This is a genomic window from Nostoc sp. DedQUE05, from assembly GCF_034530955.1.
Lineage (GTDB): Bacteria > Cyanobacteriota > Cyanobacteriia > Cyanobacteriales > Nostocaceae > Nostoc.
Window position 1 is genome coordinate 12,527 of record NZ_JAVRCB010000009.1, and the last position, 21,652, is coordinate 34,178.

Genomic DNA, 21,652 nt, shown 5'->3' on the forward strand with positions numbered 1-21,652 from the left:
CACATCGCGCTGGGTTGAAAATAAAAATGAATAGTTTTTCTCATAGCTTCTTTGATATTGTTGGCAATTTTTCTACAGTTGTCGAACTACTACGCTTAAGAAGCTCTACGCAACCAGATAGAGATGCTTTTACCTTTTTGTTAGATGGGGAGACAGAACAAACCACGCTTACATATCAAGAATTAGATAGGCGATCGCGCCAAATAGCTGCTCAATTACAAGCATTGGGTTTGACTGGGGAACGCGCTTTACTACTTTATCCCGCAGGACTAGATTTTTTAGTTGCTTTTTTTGGTTGCTTATATGCAGGAGTTGTGGCTATAACTGCATATCCCCCTCGAAATGAGCGCAATACACCAAGAATAAAAGCTATCTCTATAGATGCACAAGCAGCGATCGCTCTCACTACAACAGAAATCCTGCCGAATGTGCGGTCTTTAATGACACAAAAGACTGACTTAGAATCCTTACAGTGGCTAACTACTGATAATCTTGCAGAGGGAATAGAAGATAATTGGCAAGAACCCTCTATCGATCGAGATACTTTAGCTTTTCTGCAATACACCTCTGGTTCTACAGGGACACCCAAAGGTGTAATGATTAGTCATGGGAACCTACTGCACAATGCGGACACAACTTACCAATTTATGGAGCATTCTCCAGAAAGTAAGTTCGTGACGTGGTTGCCGATGTACCACGATATGGGCTTGATTGGAGGAATATTGCAACCTTTATATGGAGGTTTTCCTTGCATCATCATGCCTCCAACTTCCTTTCTTCAACGTCCTTACCGTTGGTTGCAAGCTATATCTCACTACAAAGGCACAACCAGTGGAGGCCCTAATTTTGCCTATGAGTTATGTACTCAAAAAATTACTCCTGAACAAAAAGAAACTCTTGACTTGAGTAGTTGGAGTGTGGCATTTAACGGCGCGGAACCGATTCGGTATGATACTTTAGAGCGGTTTGCAGCAGCTTTTGCCGATTGTGGCTTCCGTAAAGAGGCATTCTACCCTTGTTACGGGATGGCTGAAACAACTCTGATGGTTTCTGGGGTAGAGAAGGCGACATCACCGATAATCAAAACAGTCCAGAAGTCTGCATTAGAATCTAATCGGGTAGTTGAATTGGGGACTGGGGATTGGGGACTAGGGACTGGGGATGGGGAGCGGAGATTGGGGACTGGGGAACGGGAAGATTTGCATGAGGATTCAGACTCAGACTCGAACCAAATATTAAAGCCGAGTGAAGTGGAGGCTTTAAAAGAATTTCCTTCCCAGTACCCAGTACCCAGTACCCAGTCCCAGAGTACTGAAGATGTCTATTATTTTGTCAGTTGTGGTCGAGTTATACCACAACTGGAAGTAGCGATCGCTAATCCAGAAACACTCAGCAGTTGTAAACCTGGTGAAATTGGGGAAATCTGGGTATCTGGGCCGAGTGTTGGTCAAGGTTATTGGAATCGCGATCGAGAGACAGCAGAAACTTTCCATGCTTATCTATCTGACACCGGTGTAGGCCCTTTTCTGCGGACGGGAGATTTAGGTTTTTTAGAAAATAGCGAGCTTTTTATTACAGGTAGAGCCAAAGATTTAATTATTATTCGCGGTAGAAATCTTTACCCACAGGATATAGAATTAACCGCCCAACGCAGCCATTCATCTTTAAATTCTGGTGCTAGCGCCGCATTTACAGTCGAGGTTCACAATGAAGAACGGCTGGTAATCGTCCAAGAATTGAAGTTTCGCGCCAAGCCAAATTTAGAAGAAGTTATATCTGCAATTCGCCAAGCTGTAACTGAAGAACATGAAGTCCAAGTTTATGCTGTGGTTTTGATTAAACCCGGTAGTATTCCCAAAACTTCCAGTGGTAAAATTCAACGTCGTGCAACTCGCGCCCAGTTTCAGAATGGTGAACTGAATGTACTTGTCAGCAACATTCTCAAAATTAGCAATATTCTCACAGAGGAAACTCGATTACAGCGTTCCGAACTTTTGGCGCTTTCCCCAAGGGAATGTCAAAAGCTTCTAGAAATATATTTGATTGAACAGGAAGCGAGAGTATTAGCGATCGCACCAGATGATATCAATCCTCAAGAACCATTAAGTATTCTGGGACTTGATTCTTTAAAAGTGTTTGAGTTGAAAAACCGGATTGAGGTTGATTTAGAGGTAGAAGTATCCGTAGCAGATTTCTTTGAAGGGATGAATACGCGATCGCTAGCTACAAAAATCCTCGCTCAATTGACAACAGATGCACTACCGTCAATATCCCTTACCCAACAAGAGAAAAATACATCTATTAATCCTCTCTCTTTTGCCCAACAGGGATTATGGTTTATCAATCAGCTAACTCCCGATACTCCTACATATAATATTCCTATAGTTATTAACTTCAAAGGTTGTATTGACAAAGCCAGCTTAGAAGATAGTCTTAACGAGATTATTAGACGACACGAAGTCTTACGTACAAGCTTTACAGTGTCAGATGGACAACCCATTCAAGTTATCAATCAAGCTGTACCTTTAACTTTAGCGGTTGAAGATTTGCGTGTACTATCAGAAAATGAGCGCACCCAAGAAGCCCAACGTTTGGCTATAGAACTCGCACAGCAGCCATTTGACTTATCTGCTCAATCGCTTTTGCGTACTAAAATTTTACAATTAAATGATAAAAGTTATCAATTGTTGATCGCTCTGCATCATATAATTGCAGATGGTTGGTCTATCGGTATTCTGATTAAAGAACTAACTGCACTATATGAAGCATTCTCAACAGGCAAACTTTCTCTGCATTCGCGCAGCGTGTTGCAGACAGACGCTCTTGCTAGCTTGCTTCCCCAATGGGGTACACCACTTCCCGAATTAGCTATTCAGTATAGAGATTTTGTCAATTGGCAACAAAAATGGCTTGATGGCGAACGTATTCAACCGTTATTGACTTATTGGAAACAAAAATTGCAGGGTGAGCTACCTGTACTGAATTTACCAACCGATCGGGCGCGATCGCCAGTTCAAACATTCAAAGGCGCTCAAGCGAAATTAGTTCTTTCCCAAACTCTGACAAAAGAGCTAAAGAATTTGAGCCGTCATGCAGGAGTAACTCTATTTATGACCTTGCTTACAGCCTTCAAAACCTTGCTGTATCGCTATACAGGTCAGACTGATATTTTAGTAGGTTCGCCAATCGCCAATCGCAACAGAGCAGAAGTTGAATTATTAATAGGACTTTTTGTCAATGTTTTAGTTCTGCGTACAGACCTTTCTGGCGACCTAAGTTTTCAGGAGTTATTAGCACGAGTGAAGTCTACAGCTTTAGAGGCTTATGTTCATCAAGACTTACCTTTTGAAAAGTTAGTAAAGGAGCTACAGCCAAATAGAGACTTGAGTTACAATCCACTATTTCAAGTGATGTTCGTTCTCCAAAATGTTCCAAAACCCAATATAAGCCTATCGGATGTATCAGTGACTTATGAAGAAGGTTACAACGGGACATCTAAGTTTGATTTGACATTGTTTATGGAGGATTCCGAGCAAGGGTTAATAGCGACTTGCGAGTACAATACAGATTTGTTTAATGTAGATACCGTTACTCGGATGCTGGGACACTTGCAGACTTTGCTAGAAAGCATAGTTAGCGATCCCCAACAACGCATTTCAGACTTGCAATTACTAACACCATCTGAAGTACAGCAATTATTAGTTGAGTGGAATGATACCAAGACAGATTACCCACAAGACAAGTGCATTCATCACCTATTTGAAGCACAGGTAGAGAAAACACCAGATGCTGTTGCAGTCGTCTTTGAAAATCAACAATTAACCTATCGGGAATTAAACAACCGGGCAAATCAACTGGCGCACTACTTGCGATCGCTAGGTGTCAAACCAGAGGTATTGGTGGGAATTTGTCTAGAGCGATCGCTGGAAATGGTGATTGGATTACTAGGGATTTTGAAAACAGGTGGTGCTTACTTACCTTTAGACCCCAGCTACCCCAAAGAACGTTTGGCATTTATGTTGGTAGATGCTCAAGTATCGGTGTTGTTAACACAACTGCATCTAGTTAATGAACTACTATCACATCAAGGAAAATTAGTATGTATAGATACTCAAAGTACGGAATTTGAAAATTATAGTTTCCAAAATATAGTTAGCGACGTGAAGCCAGAAAATTTAGCTTATGTAATTTATACTTCTGGTTCTACGGGTACACCCAAAGGAGTGATGAATACTCATCTGGGTTTGTGCAATCGCTTACTATGGATGCAAGATGCTTATCAAATAACATCATCTGACAGGATTTTGCAAAAGACTCCTTTTAGTTTTGATGTCTCGGTTTGGGAATTCTTCTGGCCATTGTTGACGGGTGCAAGTTTAATTTTAGCTAAACCAGGTGGTCATCAAGATGCGCGATATATAGCCAAAATTATATCAGAGAAAGAAATAACGACACTTCACTTTGTTCCCTCTATGTTGCAAGTTTTTCTAGAGGCACAAGAACATCAAAACTGTAAAAGTATCAAGCGCGTTATTTGTAGCGGGGAAGCTTTATCTTTTGATTTACAACAGCGATTTTTCAATAGTTTTGATGGAAAATTGTATAACCTGTATGGCCCGACAGAAGCATCTATTGATGTGACAGCATGGTGCTGTGAATCTGTTACTGATGAAAAAATTGTTCCTATAGGTCGTCCAATAGCCAATACACAGATATATATTTTAAATAAACATTTACAACCTGTTCCTATTGGAGTATCGGGGGAACTATATCTAGCTGGAATTGGATTAGCACGAGGTTATTTAAATAGACCTGAGTTAACTGAAGAAAAGTTTATTGCCAATCCCTTTAATGATGTAGACTTAAGTAAAAGATTTAAAATAGCAAAATTTCCAATCCACAATTCAAATACACGCCTTTACAAAACAGGTGATTTAGCACGCTATCGCCCAGATGGAAATATAGAGTTTTTAGGCAGAATAGACCATCAAGTAAAAGTTCGCGGAAATCGCATTGAGTTAGGAGAAATAGAAGCTTTATTAGAGCAACATCCACAGATACGAGAAACGGTAGTATTAGCTAGAAAGGATATAGCAAATGACTGCCGCCTAGTTGCCTATATAGTTAATTATGAAAATCATACGCATTCTGTAAATGAACTACGAGAATTTCTTAAAGAAAAACTGCCTGAATATATGCTTCCTTCTGCCTTTGTCGTGTTAGATGCTTTACCTTTAACTCATAATGGTAAAGTAGACCGTCGTGCTTTACCTGTACCTGAAAATCTGCGTCCAGAATTGACAGCAGCTTTTCAGTTACCTCAGTCTAAAATGGAACAGCAGATAGCAAAGCTTTGGCAAGAATTACTGCATCTCGATCGAGTGGGGATTCATGATAACTTTTTTGATTTAGGTGGGCATTCACTACTAATGCTTCAGGTTAATCATCAACTGTGCGCAATTTTGCAGCGAGATATATCAGTAGTGACGATGTTTCAAAATCCAACTATTTACTCCCTAGCGCAATGTTTAAGTCAACAGCGACAACTTTCTTTTACAGTCACACGCGATCGCGTAAATAAGCAAATTGAGGCTATCAAGCGCCAAAAGCAACATTTGAGTAAGCAAGGTAAAAATATTTATGGTTAACGCTACACATAATGATGCTTTAGAAGCCATAGCCATCATTGGGATGGCAGGGCGTTTTCCCGATGCGAAAAATATTGAAGAGTTTTGGCAGAATTTACAATCTGGTGTAGAGTCAATTTCTCTCTTCACAAATGAAGAGGTAGTTTCTGATGGGATTGAACCTAATATATTAAGCGATCGCAATTATGTAAAAGCCAGTGCCATATTAAAAGATATCGATTTATTTGACGCGTCATTTTTTAGTTTTAATCCCAAAGAAGCAGAAATTACTGACCCCCAACACCGAATTTTTTTAGAGTGTGCTTTGGAAGCATTGGAAAATGCTGGCTACGATTCTAAGAGATGTGACAGTCGCATTGGAGTTTACGCTGGTGCTAGCCTCAATAACTATTATTCATTAGATTTAAACCGCGATCGCCTGGGTTCAGCCCAATGCTATCAAACAGTAATTGGTAACGATAAAGATTTCCTTACAACTCGTGTTTCTTACAAATTAAATCTTACCGGCCCAAGTATTACAGTCCAAACAGCTTGCTCCACCTCACTAGTTGCAACCACACTTGCTTGTCAAAGTTTGTTGAATTATCAATGTGACATGGCTTTGGCTGGTGGGGTTTCTATCCACGTACCCCAAAAAACGGGTTATCTGTACGAACCCGGAGGTACATTATCGCCTGATGGTCACTGTCGCGCTTTTGATGCTAAAGCGCAGGGAACAACCATTGGTAATGGTGTAGGAATTGTTGTCCTGAAGCGATTGAGTGATGCTCTAGCAGATGGCGATCGCATCCATGCTGTAATTAAAGGTTCAGCTATTAATAATGATGGTTCTGGTAAAGTTGGCTACACAGCGCCTAGCGTCAATGGTCAAGCAGAGGTGATTGCCGAAGCGATGATGCTGGCGGGAGTTGAACCTGAGACAATTAACTATATTGAAGCTCATGGTACTGGTACAGCTTTAGGCGATCCCATTGAAATTGCCGCACTCTCGCAAGTCTTTCGTAACAGTACCATCAAAAAAGGCTTCTGTGCGATCGCTTCAGTGAAGACAAACATCGGTCATTTAGATGCAGCAGCTGGGATTGCCGGACTGATTAAAACAGTTTTAGCCCTTAAACATCAGCAGATACCACCCAGCTTAAATTTTGAGCAGCCAAATCCCCAGATTGATTTTGCCAATAGTCCCTTTTATGTGAATACAACCCTCACAGAATGGAAAGCGGGAAGTACCCCTCGGCGTGCTGGTGTGAGTTCTTTGGGTATTGGTGGTACTAATGCTCATGTCATTCTAGAAGAAGCACCAGTACTGGAACCGTCTAGCCCTTCTCGTCCCTGGCAGTTGTTAGTACTTTCTGCCAAAACTGACTCAGCTTTAGAAACTGCAACAGAAAATCTGGCTAATCACCTCCAGCAACATCCCGATGTGAACTTAGCGGATGTTGCCCATACCCTGCAAGTAGGACGTGGTGAATTTAATCATCGTCGCGTACTGGTGTGCCAAGATATCGAGGATGCAGCCAGCGCCTTACGAGATCCGCAAAGAGTTTTGACTCGCTTAGTTGAAAATAGCGATCGCCCCATCGCTTTCATGTTCCCCGGACAGGGCGCTCAATATGTAGACATGGGTAAAGAACTTTACCAGACTGAGCCAGTTTTTCAAGAACAAGTCGATTTTTGCTGTCAATTGCTGCAACCACATTTGGAGTTGGATTTGCGTTCAGTTATTTATCCCAAGGAGTCAGAATCAAAAGCCGCAGCCGAAAAACTGCAACAAACTGACATCACTCAACCAGCATTGTTTATCATAGAATACGCTTTGGCTCAATTGTGGATATCGTGGGGGATTTCTGCCCAAGCGATGATAGGACATAGCATTGGGGAATATGTCGCTGCCTGTTTAGCTGATGTAATGTCTGTTGAAGATGCCTTAAGACTGGTAGCTGCTCGTGGGCGATTGATGCAACAACTTCCATTTGGTGCGATGCTCTCTGTACCCCTACCAGAAGCGGAAGTTAGAGGTTTACTGAATGAAAATTTATCCTTAGCTGCTAGTAATGCACCAGCTTTGTGTGTAGTATCGGGAACTAATGATGCTATCGATGCATTGCAAAACCAGCTTCAAGGGATAGATTGTCGTCGCCTTCATACCTCCCACGCTTTTCATTCTCCGATGATGGAAACCATCTTGGAGCCATTCGAGAAGGAAGTCAGTAAAGTCAAACTAAATCCCCCGAAAATTCCCTTTATTTCCAATGTTACGGGCACTTGGATTACGGCAGAGCAAGCCACAGATCCAAATTATTGGGCGAGACATTTACGCTCCTGTGTTCGCTTCTCGGAAGGAATCTCTGCATTACTACAAGAGCCAAATCGCATCCTGCTGGAGGTTGGGCCTGGGCATACTTTATCTACCTTTGCCAAAAAGCATTCAGAACCGATAGCATTATCTTCATTACGACATCCTCAAGAAAAACACTCAGATGTAGCGTTCTTAATGAACACATTAGGTAAGCTTTGGCTATCTGGAGTAAATGTGGATTGGTCGGGATTTTATGCTCATGAGCGCCGTCATCGTCTTCCCTTACCGACGTATCCCTTCGAGCGCCAGCGTTACTGGATTCATGACCAAAAACCAGCACCAACTGTCAAGACAAGTTTACAGACGCCTGTTACCTCTGTAACGGGTAAAAAGTCAGATATTGCTGACTGGTTTTACGTCCCATCATGGAAACGCTCTCCACTACCCGAAAAACCCAAGAGTGAAAAATCGGTTTTGGCTTGCACTCTGGTGTTTACCGATGAGTGCGGATTGGGTGAAGAATTAGTGAACCGATTGAAACTGCAAGGTCGAGATGCGATCGCACTCAGCACAGGATCGGAGTTGAGAAAATTAAGCGATCGCCACTACACCTTAAATCCCCAACAACGAGATGACTATGATGCTTTGCTCAAGGAACTTTTAGCAGAAAACAAATTCCCAAACACAATTGTGCATTTATGGAATGTCACTCCTGTTAACAATACAGAATCAGCAGTTAACACAGAAGATTTAGGATTTTATAGTCTGCTATTTCTCGCTCAGGCACTTGGGAAACATCATTTTAGCGAGCAACTGCAAATAGCCGTCATCTCCAACAACATGCAGGAAGTGACTGGAGATGAAATTCTTTATCCTGAAAAGGCAACTATTCTTGGCCCTGTGAAGGTCATACCAAAAGAGTATTTAAATATCAGTTGCCGCAGCATTGATATTACTACTCCCTCAAATCAATCTTGGCATCAAGAGAAACTGATAGACCAGTTGCTGAGTGAATTACAAACACAATCTTCTGACTCAGTTATCGCCTACCGAGGAAATCATCGTTGGGTACAACAATTTGAACCTGTTTCCTTGGAGCCAGCCTCTACAAAAATACCAAAATTACAAGAAAAAGGGGTTTATTTAATTACTGGGGGATTGGGAGGCATTGGACTGGTGCTGGCGGAGCATCTGGCGAAGACTGTAAAGGCAAAATTGCTGCTCACAGGACGTTCATCATTTCCGGCAAAAGACGAATGGTCAGAGTGGCTGAAGGCTCATGGTGAGCAAGATAGTATTAGCTGCAAGATTCAAAAACTCCAAAAACTCGAACAGTTGGGTGCAGAAATTTTGGTAGTGAGTGCTGATGTGACTAACATTGAGCAGATGCAAAATGCGATCGCAAAGGCGCAGGAGCATTTTGGTAAGTTCAATGGTGTAATTCACGCCGCTGGGATTCCGGGAGGTGGAATCATTCAGCTAAAAACGGCAGAAATGACAGCAAAGGTTCTCGCTCCTAAAGTGAAGGGAACGCTAGTTATTAATAGTATTTTTCAGGATACTCCGCTAGATTTCTTTGTTTTGTGTTCTTCAATGACGGCCATTCAAGGAGAATTAGGACAGGTAGATTATGCTAGTGCTAATGCTTTTCTGGATGCTTTTGCTCACTATAAGAGTAATCGAGATAGCATATTTACTACATCTATTAACTGGTCTGCTTGGCAGGAAGTTGGGATGGCAGCCACAGCCGCAAATATATCAACCCCATCCCAGATCGTCAAACCTCAATTTCAAGCAGTGAACCATCCATTATTTGAGCAATGCATAGTGGAGAGTTCAGAGCAAGAAATATATATCTCGAAATTTAGCGTCATCAAACACTGGGTTTTGAATGAACACATAGTCATGGGAAAAGCCACACTTCCAGGAACAGCTTACCTGGAAATGGCTAGAGCTGCTTTTGAAAAGCATAGGGAAAATCGCCCAATAGAAATCAGTGAAGTATATTTTCTCACGCCCTTAGTAGTAGAAGGTGATGAAGAAAAAGAAGTTCGGACACTGTTGAAAAAACAGGGAGATAAATTTGAATTCTCGATCATCAGCCAATCAAGCTCTGAGGGAGATAAATGGTTAGAACATGCTAGGGGAGAAATAGCCTTTATCGAAACAGAATTTACTAATCCATATGACATTGAAGCAATTATCGCCAGATGTAACGAGCAGGAAATTACCAATGCAGAAAGGGAAATTAAACTTCAAGGAGGATATATAGAATTTGGCTCTAGATGGAACAACTTCAAACAGGCAAAATTCGGTACAAATGAAGGTTTAGCTATCCTAGAAATACCTAGTCAATTTGCCAACGATATTAATTTATATAAATTACATCCGGCTTTACTAGATAATGCCGTTGGTTTTCTAAGCATCAAAGAAAAAAGCGCTTACTTACCGTTTTCTTATAAAAAATTGAAGTTTAGAGATTCTTTACCTGAGAAAGTATACAGTCACATTAGATGCACTAAAAATGACAAATCTCGGAATGATACTCTGAAATTTGATATCACTATTATGGATGACCAAGGGAAAGAATTGGTTGAGATAGAAGAGTATACTTTGAGAAAAGTAGATGTCATACCACAAAAATCTCCTATTTCCGAAAGCCAAAACTTTTGTTTACAAATTTCTTCTCCCGGCACTTTAGATACTTTGACATTTCAATCAGGATCGCGACAGCAACCAGGTCGAGGAGAGGTAGAAATTGAGGTGGCTGCAACTGGTCTTAACTTTAAAGAAGTACTTCTGGCTCTAGGAATGCTTCCTATGCCAACTGATGCCGATCTCAAGTTCGGTTTGGAGTGTGCTGGAAAAATAGTTGCATTAGGAGAAGGCGTTGAGGGGTTTGAAATTGGAGATGAAGTGATTGCCTTTGGCGATGGTTGCTTTAGCCGATTCCTCACAACTTCTGCTTTGTCAGTTGCACTTAAACCCAAACATTTGAGTTTAGAAGCAGCGGCAACAATTCCCGTAGCCTTTACTACAGCTTACTATTCCCTGATGCAATTGGGTCGGTTGAGTAAAGGCGATCGCGTTCTCATTCATGCTGCGGCTGGTGGAGTCGGCATGGCGGCAGTTCAAATTGCTCAGTGGATAGGAGCAGAAATCTTCGCCACGGCAGGTAATCCAGAGAAACGAGCGTTTCTGCATTCAATTGGGATTGAGTATGTCTTTGATTCTAGGTCTGTCGCTTTTGCTGACGAAGTGATGCAACGCACGCATGGCAAGGGTGTAGATGTAGTTTTGAATTCCCTTGCCGGAGAATTCTTGACCAAAAGTCTAGACGTATTAGCACCTTACGGACGCTTTCTAGAAATTGGTAAGCGGGATATTCTCAATAACAGCCAACTAGGTCTAAAAGTCTTTGCAAAATGCTTATCGTTCTTTGCTATTAACGTAGACCGACAACTTCCCAACTTTAGCGACCTGTGGCGCGAAGTAGTACAACATTTCCACCAGAGAAATTTTCAACCCTTGCCTTATCAGGTCTTTGCTATTGATTCCGTGGCTCGTGCTTTTGAAGAGATGGCAAGAGCAAAGCATATTGGTAAGATTGTTGTATCTTTGGAAAATCAAGACTCCCTATCTATTGGGGAAAACAAAGACACTAAAGTATCCGTAGCTTTCAGTCCTAGAGAGCCGAAAAAATCTGTCACACCTGCCCAAACCTATCAAAAACAACTGCTTGAGCAAGGGTTATCACCTGCTGAGGGGATAGAAGCTCTCAACCGGATTCTGGAAAATACGCTTTCCCAAGTTTTGGTCTCAACCCATGATTTCCGACTTCAAATCAAGCCGGATCTCGTGAATTACTCACCCAATCCAGAAGCTACAAACAAAGATAACCTCTCAAAACCAACGTATTCAAGACCAGAACTGAGTACTACTTATATTGCTCCCAGAAACGAAATCGAGCAAAAAATCTCTCTGATCTGGCAAGAACTCCTGGGTAGCGAACAAGTAGGTATCCACGATAACTTCTTTGAGCTAGGTGGCGATTCACTTCTCATGGTACAGGTACGCAGTAAATTGCAGGCTGCTTTAAACTGTGATATCTCCACAGCTGACTTATTTGAATATCCCACCATCAATGTCTTGGCAGGATATCTCAGCCAGACACAAAATCAACAGCCAGCCTTCGAGCAAGCCCAAGAGCGTGCCAAAAGGCAAGAAGCAGCAATTGAAGAAGAAATGGAGCTGATGAAACTCAGGAGGAGAGTGTATGAGTAATCGATTGAAAGGAATAGCCGTAATTGGCATGGCAGGTCGGTTTCCCAAAGCCAAAAATGTGGCTCAGTTTTGGCAGAATTTGTGCAACGGTGTAGAGTCTATTTCATCCTTCAGCGATGAAGAATTAATCGCACAAGGCGTAGATCCAACTTGTTTGCAAGACCCTAACTATGTAAAAGCTGGGTTTGTGCTAGAAGACATCGAGATGTTTGACGCTTCATTCTTTGGCTACTCTCCTAGAGAAGCTGAGATTCTCGACCCACAACAGCGAATTTTTTTAGAGTGTGCGTGGGAAGCTTTAGAAAATGCTGGTTACGATCCAAAAACAGACAATAACCTGATTGGTGTATATGCTGGGGGCAATCTAAGTACTTACCTGCTGAATAATCTCGCCTCACACCCTGGCTTGCTCAAATCGCTGAATATGCAAATTGCCCTTGGCAATGATAAGGATTCTATATCTACACGAACTTCTTACAAGTTAAATTTAAAAGGGCCGAGTATTAGTGTTGGTACAGCTTGTTCCACCTCCTTAGTAGCTGTTCATCTAGCGTGCCGAGGGTTGCAAAGTTACCAGTGCGATATGGCACTGGCTGGTGGTATCGCGATCCAAACTCCCCAAGTAGAAGGTTATTTCTATCAAACTGGCGGGATGGCTTCTGCTGATGCTCACACTCGCGCCTTTGATGCTAAAGCTACTGGTGGCCCTTTTGGCAGAGGCGTGGGTATTGCGATCTTAAAGAGATTAGAGGATGCCGTAGCGGATGGCGACTATATTTATGGGGTAATTAAAGGTTCAGCTATTAATAATGATGGTGCAGTGAAAGTAAGCTACACAGCACCGAGTGTTGCAGGTCAAGCAGAGGTTATTGCCCAAGCCCAAGCGATCGCAGGATTTGATCCTGATACCATTACCTACATTGAAACTCATGGCACTGGTACAGCCTTGGGCGATCCGATTGAAATTCGAGCGCTAGAAAAAGTATTTCGTGCCAGAACCAGTAAGAAGGGTTTTTGTGCAATCGGTTCGGTGAAACCTAATGTCAGCCATTTGAATACAGCTGCTGGGGTAACGGGTTTAATTAAAACTGTTTTGGCTTTAAAGCATCAACAAATACCACCCAGCTTGTACTTTGAAGAACCCAATCCCGAAATAGACTTTGCCAACAGCCCTTTTTACGTTAATACCCAACTATCTGCATGGCAAACAAACGGAACACCACGCCGCGCTGGGGTCAGTTCTTTTGGTCTTGGGGGGACTAATGCTCATGTTGTTTTAGAAGAAGCCCCGGAAGGGGAGCAGGGGAGCAGCACTTCGGCTACGCTCAGTGACCGAGGGGCAGGGGGGCAGGGGAGAAGATATCAATTGCTGGTAGTTTCTGCCAAAACTGACTCTGCTTTAGAGACGGCGACTACAAATTTGGTTAATCACCTGCAACAGCACCCAGAAATTAACCTTGCAGATGTGGCTTATACATTGCAAGTCGGGCGACATGGTTTGAGCCATCGGCGGACAGTTGTTTGTCAAGATACTCAAGATGCGATCGCAGCTTTCCAAAATCCCAAACGAGTCCTAACTAGCACTCAAGATATTAATGAGCGCCCAGTAGTCTTTATGTTTACTGGTTTGGGAACTCATTATGTCAACATGGGTTCTGAATTATACCAAGCTGAACCAACTTTTAGAGAACACCTCGATCGCTGTTGCTCGTTGTTTGAACCCCTTTTAGGTCTTAATCTCAAAGAAGTTATTTATCCTACTTCCCATTCAACAGCCGAAACAACCAAAGAAAAATCGGGTATAGATTTACGCCAAATGCTTGGTCGCGATCGCCAATCACCAGATCCCGCCGCCCAAAAACTAAATCAAACATACCTCACGCAGCCAGCATTGTTTGCCATTGAGTATGCTTTAGCTCAATTATGGATATCCTGGGGCATTCGTCCAGTAGCAATGATTGGTTACAGCATCGGTGAATATACCGCAGCAACAATAGCCGGAGTGTTGTCTTTAGAAGATGCAATTACTCTTGTTGCCAAAAGAGCGCAAATGATTCAAGAGTTGCCAGGGGGAGCAATGCTAGCAGTTCCCTTGACAGAAGAAGAAGTGCAACCTTTCTTGAATAAAAACCTTTCCTTATCAGCAGTTAATGGCTCATTTCAGTGTGTGCTTGCGGGAACTACACAGGCTGTAGAGGAATTGGCACGCGAGTTGAGCGCTAAGGGGTTAGCCTGTCGGCAATTGCAGACTTCCCATGCCTTTCATTCTTACATGATGGAGGCGATCGCTGACTCTTTCACCGAACTGGTGCAAACTATCAGTCTTAAACCACCACAAATCCCTTATCTGTCAAACGTCACCGGAACTTGGATTACAGCAGAGCAAGCCACAAATCCCAGCTATTGGACGCAGCATCTATGCCAACCCGTGCGCTTTGCTGATGGAGTAAATCAGTTATGGACAAAACACAGTCCAATTTTATTAGAGGTGGGGCCAGGACAAGCATTAAGCAGCTTGGCGATGCAATGCTTAGATAATGTTTCTGATGATAACAAAGTAATATTATCCTCGCTGCGCTATGCTTATGAGCGCCAGTCAGACGTTGCGTTTATCCTCAACACATTAGGACAACTGTGGCTTGAGGGAATCAAGATAGATTGGTCGGGATTTCATGCCCATGGGCGCCGATACCGCCTTCCCTTGCCAACATATCCTTTTGAGCGACAAAGATATTGGATTGAACCACAAAAATTATTACCTGCACAAATAAATTCCCAACCCAAGTTAACAGCATCAGAGCTTTGGAAATCTTTGGTAGAAGCCGGTCAACTCCAAGCTAGCATAGGGGCTTCGGAATTTGACGAGCAAATTGCTCAAGAGAAAAGAGAGTGTTTAGATCGTTTATGTATTGCTTATATTAATCTTACAACAGCACATTTAGGAGCTTTTAGCAATCCCACTAAAAAGTATTCTTTAGAAGAGTTATTTGACCAATGTCAGATTATTCCTTCCTATAGAGAATTGTTCAGTCGATGGCTAGAAATACTGGTAGAGCAAGGTCAGTTACATGAAGAACAAGGACTGTTTACTAACTTTTTATCAATATCAACAGACTTTGTAAATGAGCTTTTGGTAGAAGTCAGAACCAAATGGACAGACACACCGCAACAAATAGATTTGCTGCAACTGTATGGCGAAAATATGGTAGCTCTGCTGACTGGTAAAAAAGAACCATTAGAGTTCCATGTTTCCACCTTATTAAAGTCAGGAGAATTTTCAGTCCAACAATTGCCTGAAAATAAGTACTACAACTCAATCATGCGGGTATGCTTAGAACAAGTGTCAAAAGCACTACCTCCTCAAGTGAATCTCAGAATTCTAGAAATTGGCGCTGGAACTGGCACCGGCACGGCAGAGTTATTACCTATATTGCCATCAGAGAAAACTAATTATACCTTCACCGATGTGGGAGGTTTCTTCCTGAATGCAGCTAAGAAGAAATTTAGCGATTATCCATTTATTGAATACCAATTGCTAGACCTTGAGCGATCGCCACAAGAACAAGGATACTCAAGCCACAGCTTTGATGTAATTGTAGCTTTCCAAGTGTTGCACGTTGCTCGAAATATTGGAGAAACTCTCGATCGCATTCGCTCTTTACTCGCTCCTGGAGGTTTGCTTCTTTTTTGGGAAACAACTCAACCCAGGTTGGAATTTGAGTTCATTGACGCGCTGCTGATGAATCCGATAGAGGATTTAGAAAGCGATCGTAACATGTGCAATCCCTTTTTATCCAAAGAGCAGTGGCAACAAGAACTCAAATCTCATGGTTTTGTGGAGGTGAGAGCCTTCTCAGAATTCGCGCCTTTTACAGACCACATAATTGTCGCTCAGGCTACTACACAAACAACGCCCAAAGCACCAGCAGCATTTACAGCATTACTTGAAGCAGACAAAACGCATGAAGTTTCATTTGGCAAAAAGTCTAACATTGCTGACTGGTTCTACATCCCTTCATGGAAACGTTCGCTACCACCACAATCAAACGGTCAGGTGAAACAAGCAGAACGCTGGTTAATATTTGTTGATGAGTATGGGTTAGGCGCTCAAATCGTGAAGCGACTCGAACTTGAAGGTCATGATGTAATTACCGTCAGAATTGGAAAACAATTTGAGACTACGAGTGAATCTTCAAGAGAGCATCTGGGTAAACGTGCATATACAATAGCACCGCAACAACAAGATGATTACAATACTCTACTCAAAGAACTTCGTGCCCAAGACTTAATACCACAAAGAATTATTCATCTATGGAGTGTAACGCAGTCAGAACTTGGAGGCTTTAACCCGACAGAAGGATTCCAAAGTTTATTATTGTTGACACAAGCGCTAGGAAAACAGAATTTTACAAATGAGTTACAGATTGCAATTATCTCCAACAATATGCAAGCTGTAACTGGAGTTGAAAATCTTTGTCCAGAAAAAGCAACACTCCTTGCACTTGTTAAGGTCATCCCACAAGAATATTCAAATATTAAATGTCGTAGTATTGATGTTGCTATTCCCTCACCAGGAAGTTGGCAAGAAGAAAAATTTGTAGAACAACTACTGACGGAACTTCAAACCAATTCCTCTGACTCAGTTATTGCTTACCGTAGTTTGGAACGTTGGGTGCAAACCTTTGAGTCTGTCCAATTAGATGTAAATTTACCCAAAACACCCAGATTAAAGGAAAAAGGAGTCTACTTAATTACTGGTGGACTGGAAGACATAGGACTTGTAGTAGCCGAACATTTAGCAAAGACACTACAGGCGAAACTGCTGATTTTAGAAGGTGAGGGTTTTCCCAACCGACAGGAGTGGGAACAGTGGCTGAAAACTCACAACGATCGAGATAACATCAGCCGCAAGATTTTCAAAGTGCAAGAACTAGAAAATTTGGGCGCAGAAGTCTTAATCGAAAGCGCTGATGTGGTAAATTTAATACAAAACAAGTTTAGTCAAATAAATGGGGTATTCCACACAACTACAATACCCGCAGATAAGTTATTTAGCCCTATCGTAGAGATAGACCCAAGAAAGTGTCAACAGCAACTTCAGCAAGAAATACAAAGACTCTTAGTATTAGAAGAAGTTTTGCAGTCCCAAAAGCTTGATTTTTGTCTATTAATGTCTTCCTTAACCTCAGTTTTAGGAGGATTAGGCTCTGTTATCTACTCAGCAGCCAGTCTATTCATGGATGCTTTTGCTTACCAGCATAATCAGATAAATCCTGTTCCTTGGATAAGCATTAACTGGGATGCATGGCGATTTGCAATAGGCAATTCACAAATACCTGCTAATACAACTTTGGCTGAATTCGCCATCGAACCTTTAGAAGGTATCAATGCCCTTGAACGGATTCTTGTGTGGAGTCAATATCATCAAATAGTTGTCTCAACTGGTAATTTACAATCTAGAATTAACCAATGGATTAAATTAAAGCCTTTACAACAAAAAAATACTGCCCAAACAGTTAATTTATCTTCTGGTCACTCTAGACCAAACTTAAAAAATGCATACATTGCTCCTAGTAATGATGTAGAGCAAAAACTAGTTGAAGTTTTTCAAGAGTTACTGGGTATAGAGCCAGTAGGTATTCATGACAGCTTTTTTGCTTTAGGGGGAGACTCTCTGACGGGAACTGTACTTATTTCTCAGCTTCGCAAAACTTTTCAAATAGAACTACCTGTTCGTTCTCTTTTTGAAGCTCCCACTATTGATGAATTAGCTTTGGTGATTGAAGAAATTCTCATAGAAGAGTTAGAACAATTATCTAGAAACGAAACAAGTGTAACTGGAGAGATTAACAAAACTCTTAATGTGCAATTGTCAAACTAGATCGAAAAAGTTAGTCATTGCAGGATAAAATTATGAAAATTCAAACTGTCGGTGTTGTTGGAGCAGGTGTGATGGGAATTGGGTTAGCTCAAAGCCTCGCCCAGAGTGGTCATCACGTGATTTTAGTAGATATTTCCGAAGAGATTTTGTCAGCTGCTAACAAACAAATCAGAAATAATATCCGTTTTCAAGGTTTTTTCAATAAAAATGAAAAAGTAGACAATCCTGATACCACTCTTCAAAGAATTAAATTTTCTACAAATTATAAATTTCTTGAAGATACAGAATTTGTGATTGAAAATGTCACCGAAAAGTGGGATATTAAAGAGAAGGTATACGCACAGCTTGATGCGATTTGTCCAGAACAAACTATATTTGCAGCTAATACATCTGCTATTCCCATTACTCGCATTGCTTCATTAACTAAGCGTGCTGATAAAGTGATTGGTATGCATTTCATGAACCCGGTTCCCATGAAGCCGATGGTTGAAATGATTCGCGGGTATCACACATGTGATGAAACAATCTTAATAGCGAAAGAATTACTGGCTCAGATGGGTAAAGAAAGCATCCTTGTCAATGATGCGCCAGGTTTTGTTTCTAACCGAGTTCTCATGTTGATGATTAATGAAGCAATTTTCTTGCTACAAGACCAAGTTGCTTCAGTGGAAGAAGTAGATAGAATTTTTAAAAGTTGTTTTGGGCACAAGATGGGCCCTCTAGAAACTGCTGATTTAATTGGATTGGATACGATTCTTTTTTCTATCGAAGTTTTGTATGAAAGTTTCAACGACAGCAAATATAGACCTTGTCAATTACTAAAAAAAATGGTAAATGCCGGGTTATTTGGTCGCAAGAGTGGGCAAGGTTTTTATACTTACAATGGAGCAATTTGAAATTGGATATTAAAACAAACTTCTTAGCCATTCTGAAAATCAAGGCAAATTGAAAAATGTCAGAAATACAAGTAAAAATTAGAGAATTTTTATCCCGATTTTTCCGAAATCATGATTTGCAGTTAGATGAAGATATCTTTGCGCTTGGTTTTGTCAATTCCATGTTTGCTATGCAACTTGTCTTATTTATAGAACAAACATTTCAAATTACTATTGACAATGAAGACCTGGAGCTTGATAACTTCAGAACTATAAATTCTATGATTCGTTTAGTTGAACGGAAAACAACTTTAGTCGTATAAAAATGAAGAAATATAACAATTATCATCCTTTCTACCAAATAAGTAATCATCATGAAAATTGAGTTGACATCTCAACAAAAAGATGATAAATCTAAGTTTAGAGGTTTCGTAAACGAAGAAATTATACCTCATGCAAATTCCTTCGATCGAGATGAGTGTACCTCTTCAAAAGTTATAGAAAAGTTTGCTCATCAAGGATATTTGGGTGCAATATTACCTGAAGAATTTGGTGGCAAAAGTATGGATATCATCACCTATGGTCTTCTTAATGAAGAAATTGGACGAGGATGTTCTTCTTTACGGAGTTTGCTCACAGTTCACAGTATGGTTTCTTATGCTCTTTGTCGATGGGGTAGTAAGTCTCAAAAAGAGTATTGGCTGCCAAAATTATCATCCGGTGAAGTTATAGCTGCTTTCGCCTTAAGTGAACCTAACGTAGGTAGCGATGCCAAAAGTATAGAAACCACAGCAACACTTTCTGGTGACTCTTATGTTTTAAATGGAAATAAAAAATGGATTACCTACGGACAAATTGCAGATGTATTTTTGGTATTTGCCCAATGTTCGGGTAAACCTTCTGCTTTTTTAGTTGAAAAGAATAGTCCAGGATTTTCAATACAACCTATTTCTGGAATATTAGGTGTTCGGGCTTCAATGCTTGCTAAATTAAACTTTCTAGATTGTCGAATTCCTAAAGAAAACCTGGTAGGCAGATTGGGTTTTGGTTTCTCTTATATAGCTTCTTCTGCATTAGATTATGGAAGATATAGTGTGGCATGGGGTTCTGTAGGTATTGCTCAAGCCTGCCTAGAAGACTGCATTCATTACACGAGTGAACGAAAACAGTTTGATGTTTATTTGAAAGAACACCAATTAATTCGGCAAATGATTACCGACATGATAGTCAATGTGAAAGCAGCAAGATTACTATGCTATCAAGCTGGCTATCTCAAAGAAATTGGCGATCCCAATTCCATTACAGAGACTTCAATCGCCAAATATTTTGCATCTACAACAGCAACTAAAGTCGCAAATGATGCCGTACAAATTCACGGGGCTAATGGTTGTACTAATGAATATTCGGTTGCTAGATATTTCCGAGATGCCAAAATTATGGAAATCATTGAAGGAAGTACACAAATACAACAGATTACCATCGCTGATTACGGTTATCAGGAGTACATATCAAAACCTGTTTCCACTGCCAATTCTCAAAACTTACTGGCAATAATGTGAGAATATGATTAGCACAAACACTGAAATCTCAAGCGATCAACAAGTCGATAAAAAAACTATCAAATGCGTAGTTTGGGATTTAGATAACACGCTTTGGGATGGTGTTTTATTAGAGGATGACTGTGTTTACCTGTTCCCCGATGTAATCGATATTATCAAAACATTAGATAGTCGAGGTATTTTGCAGTCTATTGCCAGTAAAAATGACTATGCCAAAGCAATGGAAAAAATCCAGGAGTTTGGGCTACACGAATATTTTCTCTATCCCCAAATCAATTGGAACTCAAAATCAAGTTCTATCCAAGAAATTGCTAAGTCGCTCAATATTGGTATCGATGTATTTGCTTTTATCGATGACCAGTTATTTGAACTTGAAGAAGTCAATTTCTCCCTTCCTGAAGTACATTGTATTAGTGTAACTGATTTAACGGATCTCTTAGATAAACCAGAAATGAATCCTCATTTTATTACAGAGGATTCAAAACTGAGAAGATTAATGTATATTAGTGATATTGAACGAAATAATTCGGAAAAAGAATTTATTGGTACTCAAGACGAGTTTTTAGCTACGCTTAATATGACTTTTACTATCTCTGATGCTCAAGAAGATGATTTACAAAGAGCTGAAGAATTAACATTAAGAACTAATCAATTAAATACAACTGGTTATACATACTCCTATGACGAATTGAATTATTTCCGAAAATCAAATCAATATAAAATACTAATTGCTAGTTTAGAAGATAAATACGGCAGTTATGGAAAAATTGGGTTAGCTCTTGTGGAATGTGGAGAGCTTATATGGACTCTAAAACTTTTGTTGATGTCTTGTCGGGTTATGTCCAGAGGTGTCGGCACAATTATGCTAAATCATATTATGACCTTGGCTAAGAAGAATAATGTTCGTTTGCGGGCTGAGTTTGTTTCAAATAATCGTAATCGAATGATGTATATATCTTATAAATTTGCAGGGTTTCAAGAAATTGATAAATGTGGAGATTTGCAGATTTTAGAAAACGATCTAACCCAAATACAGCCTATCCCTGAGTATATAAAGGTCAAAGTTATAGATTAAAAAGCATTGCTAGTTCTCGTAGTTTGACAGG

General features: G+C 40.7%; 7 protein-coding genes. All 7 read left to right on the forward strand.

All coding sequences use genetic code 11. From position 1 onward, the window contains the following. Window positions 1-26: 26 nt before the first annotated feature. From RMZ42_RS08560 to RMZ42_RS08590, 7 genes are read left to right on the forward strand one after another with little or no spacing between them, the layout of a single operon-like run. Complete coding sequence (locus RMZ42_RS08560; protein ID WP_322671011.1) at window positions 27-5,648, forward strand: non-ribosomal peptide synthetase; 5,622 nt, start codon at window positions 27-29, stop codon at window positions 5,646-5,648. Further along, window positions 5,641-12,231 carry an SDR family NAD(P)-dependent oxidoreductase gene (locus RMZ42_RS08565; protein ID WP_322671012.1) on the forward strand — a complete coding sequence of 2,197 codons (6,591 nt, stop codon included), beginning with the start codon at window positions 5,641-5,643 and terminating at the stop codon, window positions 12,229-12,231. Before RMZ42_RS08560 ends, RMZ42_RS08565 begins: the two co-directional genes overlap by 8 nt. Continuing rightward, window positions 12,224-18,112: a polyketide synthase gene (locus RMZ42_RS08570; protein ID WP_322671013.1), complete on the forward strand. Its 5,889-nt coding sequence runs from the start codon at window positions 12,224-12,226 to the stop codon at window positions 18,110-18,112. The genes RMZ42_RS08565 and RMZ42_RS08570 overlap by 8 nt, the downstream gene beginning before the upstream one ends. Before the next feature lie 32 nt (window positions 18,113-18,144). Further along, window positions 18,145-19,008, forward strand: coding sequence for a 3-hydroxyacyl-CoA dehydrogenase family protein (locus tag RMZ42_RS08575; RefSeq protein WP_322671014.1), 864 nt, complete (start codon window positions 18,145-18,147; stop codon window positions 19,006-19,008). Window positions 19,009-19,064: 56 nt separating this feature from the next. Beyond that, window positions 19,065-19,310: an acyl carrier protein gene (locus RMZ42_RS08580; RefSeq protein ID WP_322671015.1), complete on the forward strand. Its 246-nt coding sequence runs from the start codon at window positions 19,065-19,067 to the stop codon at window positions 19,308-19,310. Between the two features lie 51 nt (window positions 19,311-19,361). Continuing rightward, the gene (locus tag RMZ42_RS08585) at window positions 19,362-20,546 is read left to right on the forward strand and encodes an acyl-CoA dehydrogenase family protein (protein WP_322671016.1); all 1,185 of its coding nucleotides are present in this window, start codon (window positions 19,362-19,364) and stop codon (window positions 20,544-20,546) included. A gap of 4 nt (window positions 20,547-20,550) precedes the next feature. Then, complete coding sequence (locus RMZ42_RS08590; RefSeq protein ID WP_322671017.1) at window positions 20,551-21,621, forward strand: HAD-IIIC family phosphatase; 1,071 nt, start codon at window positions 20,551-20,553, stop codon at window positions 21,619-21,621. Window positions 21,622-21,652 lie beyond the last annotated feature (31 nt).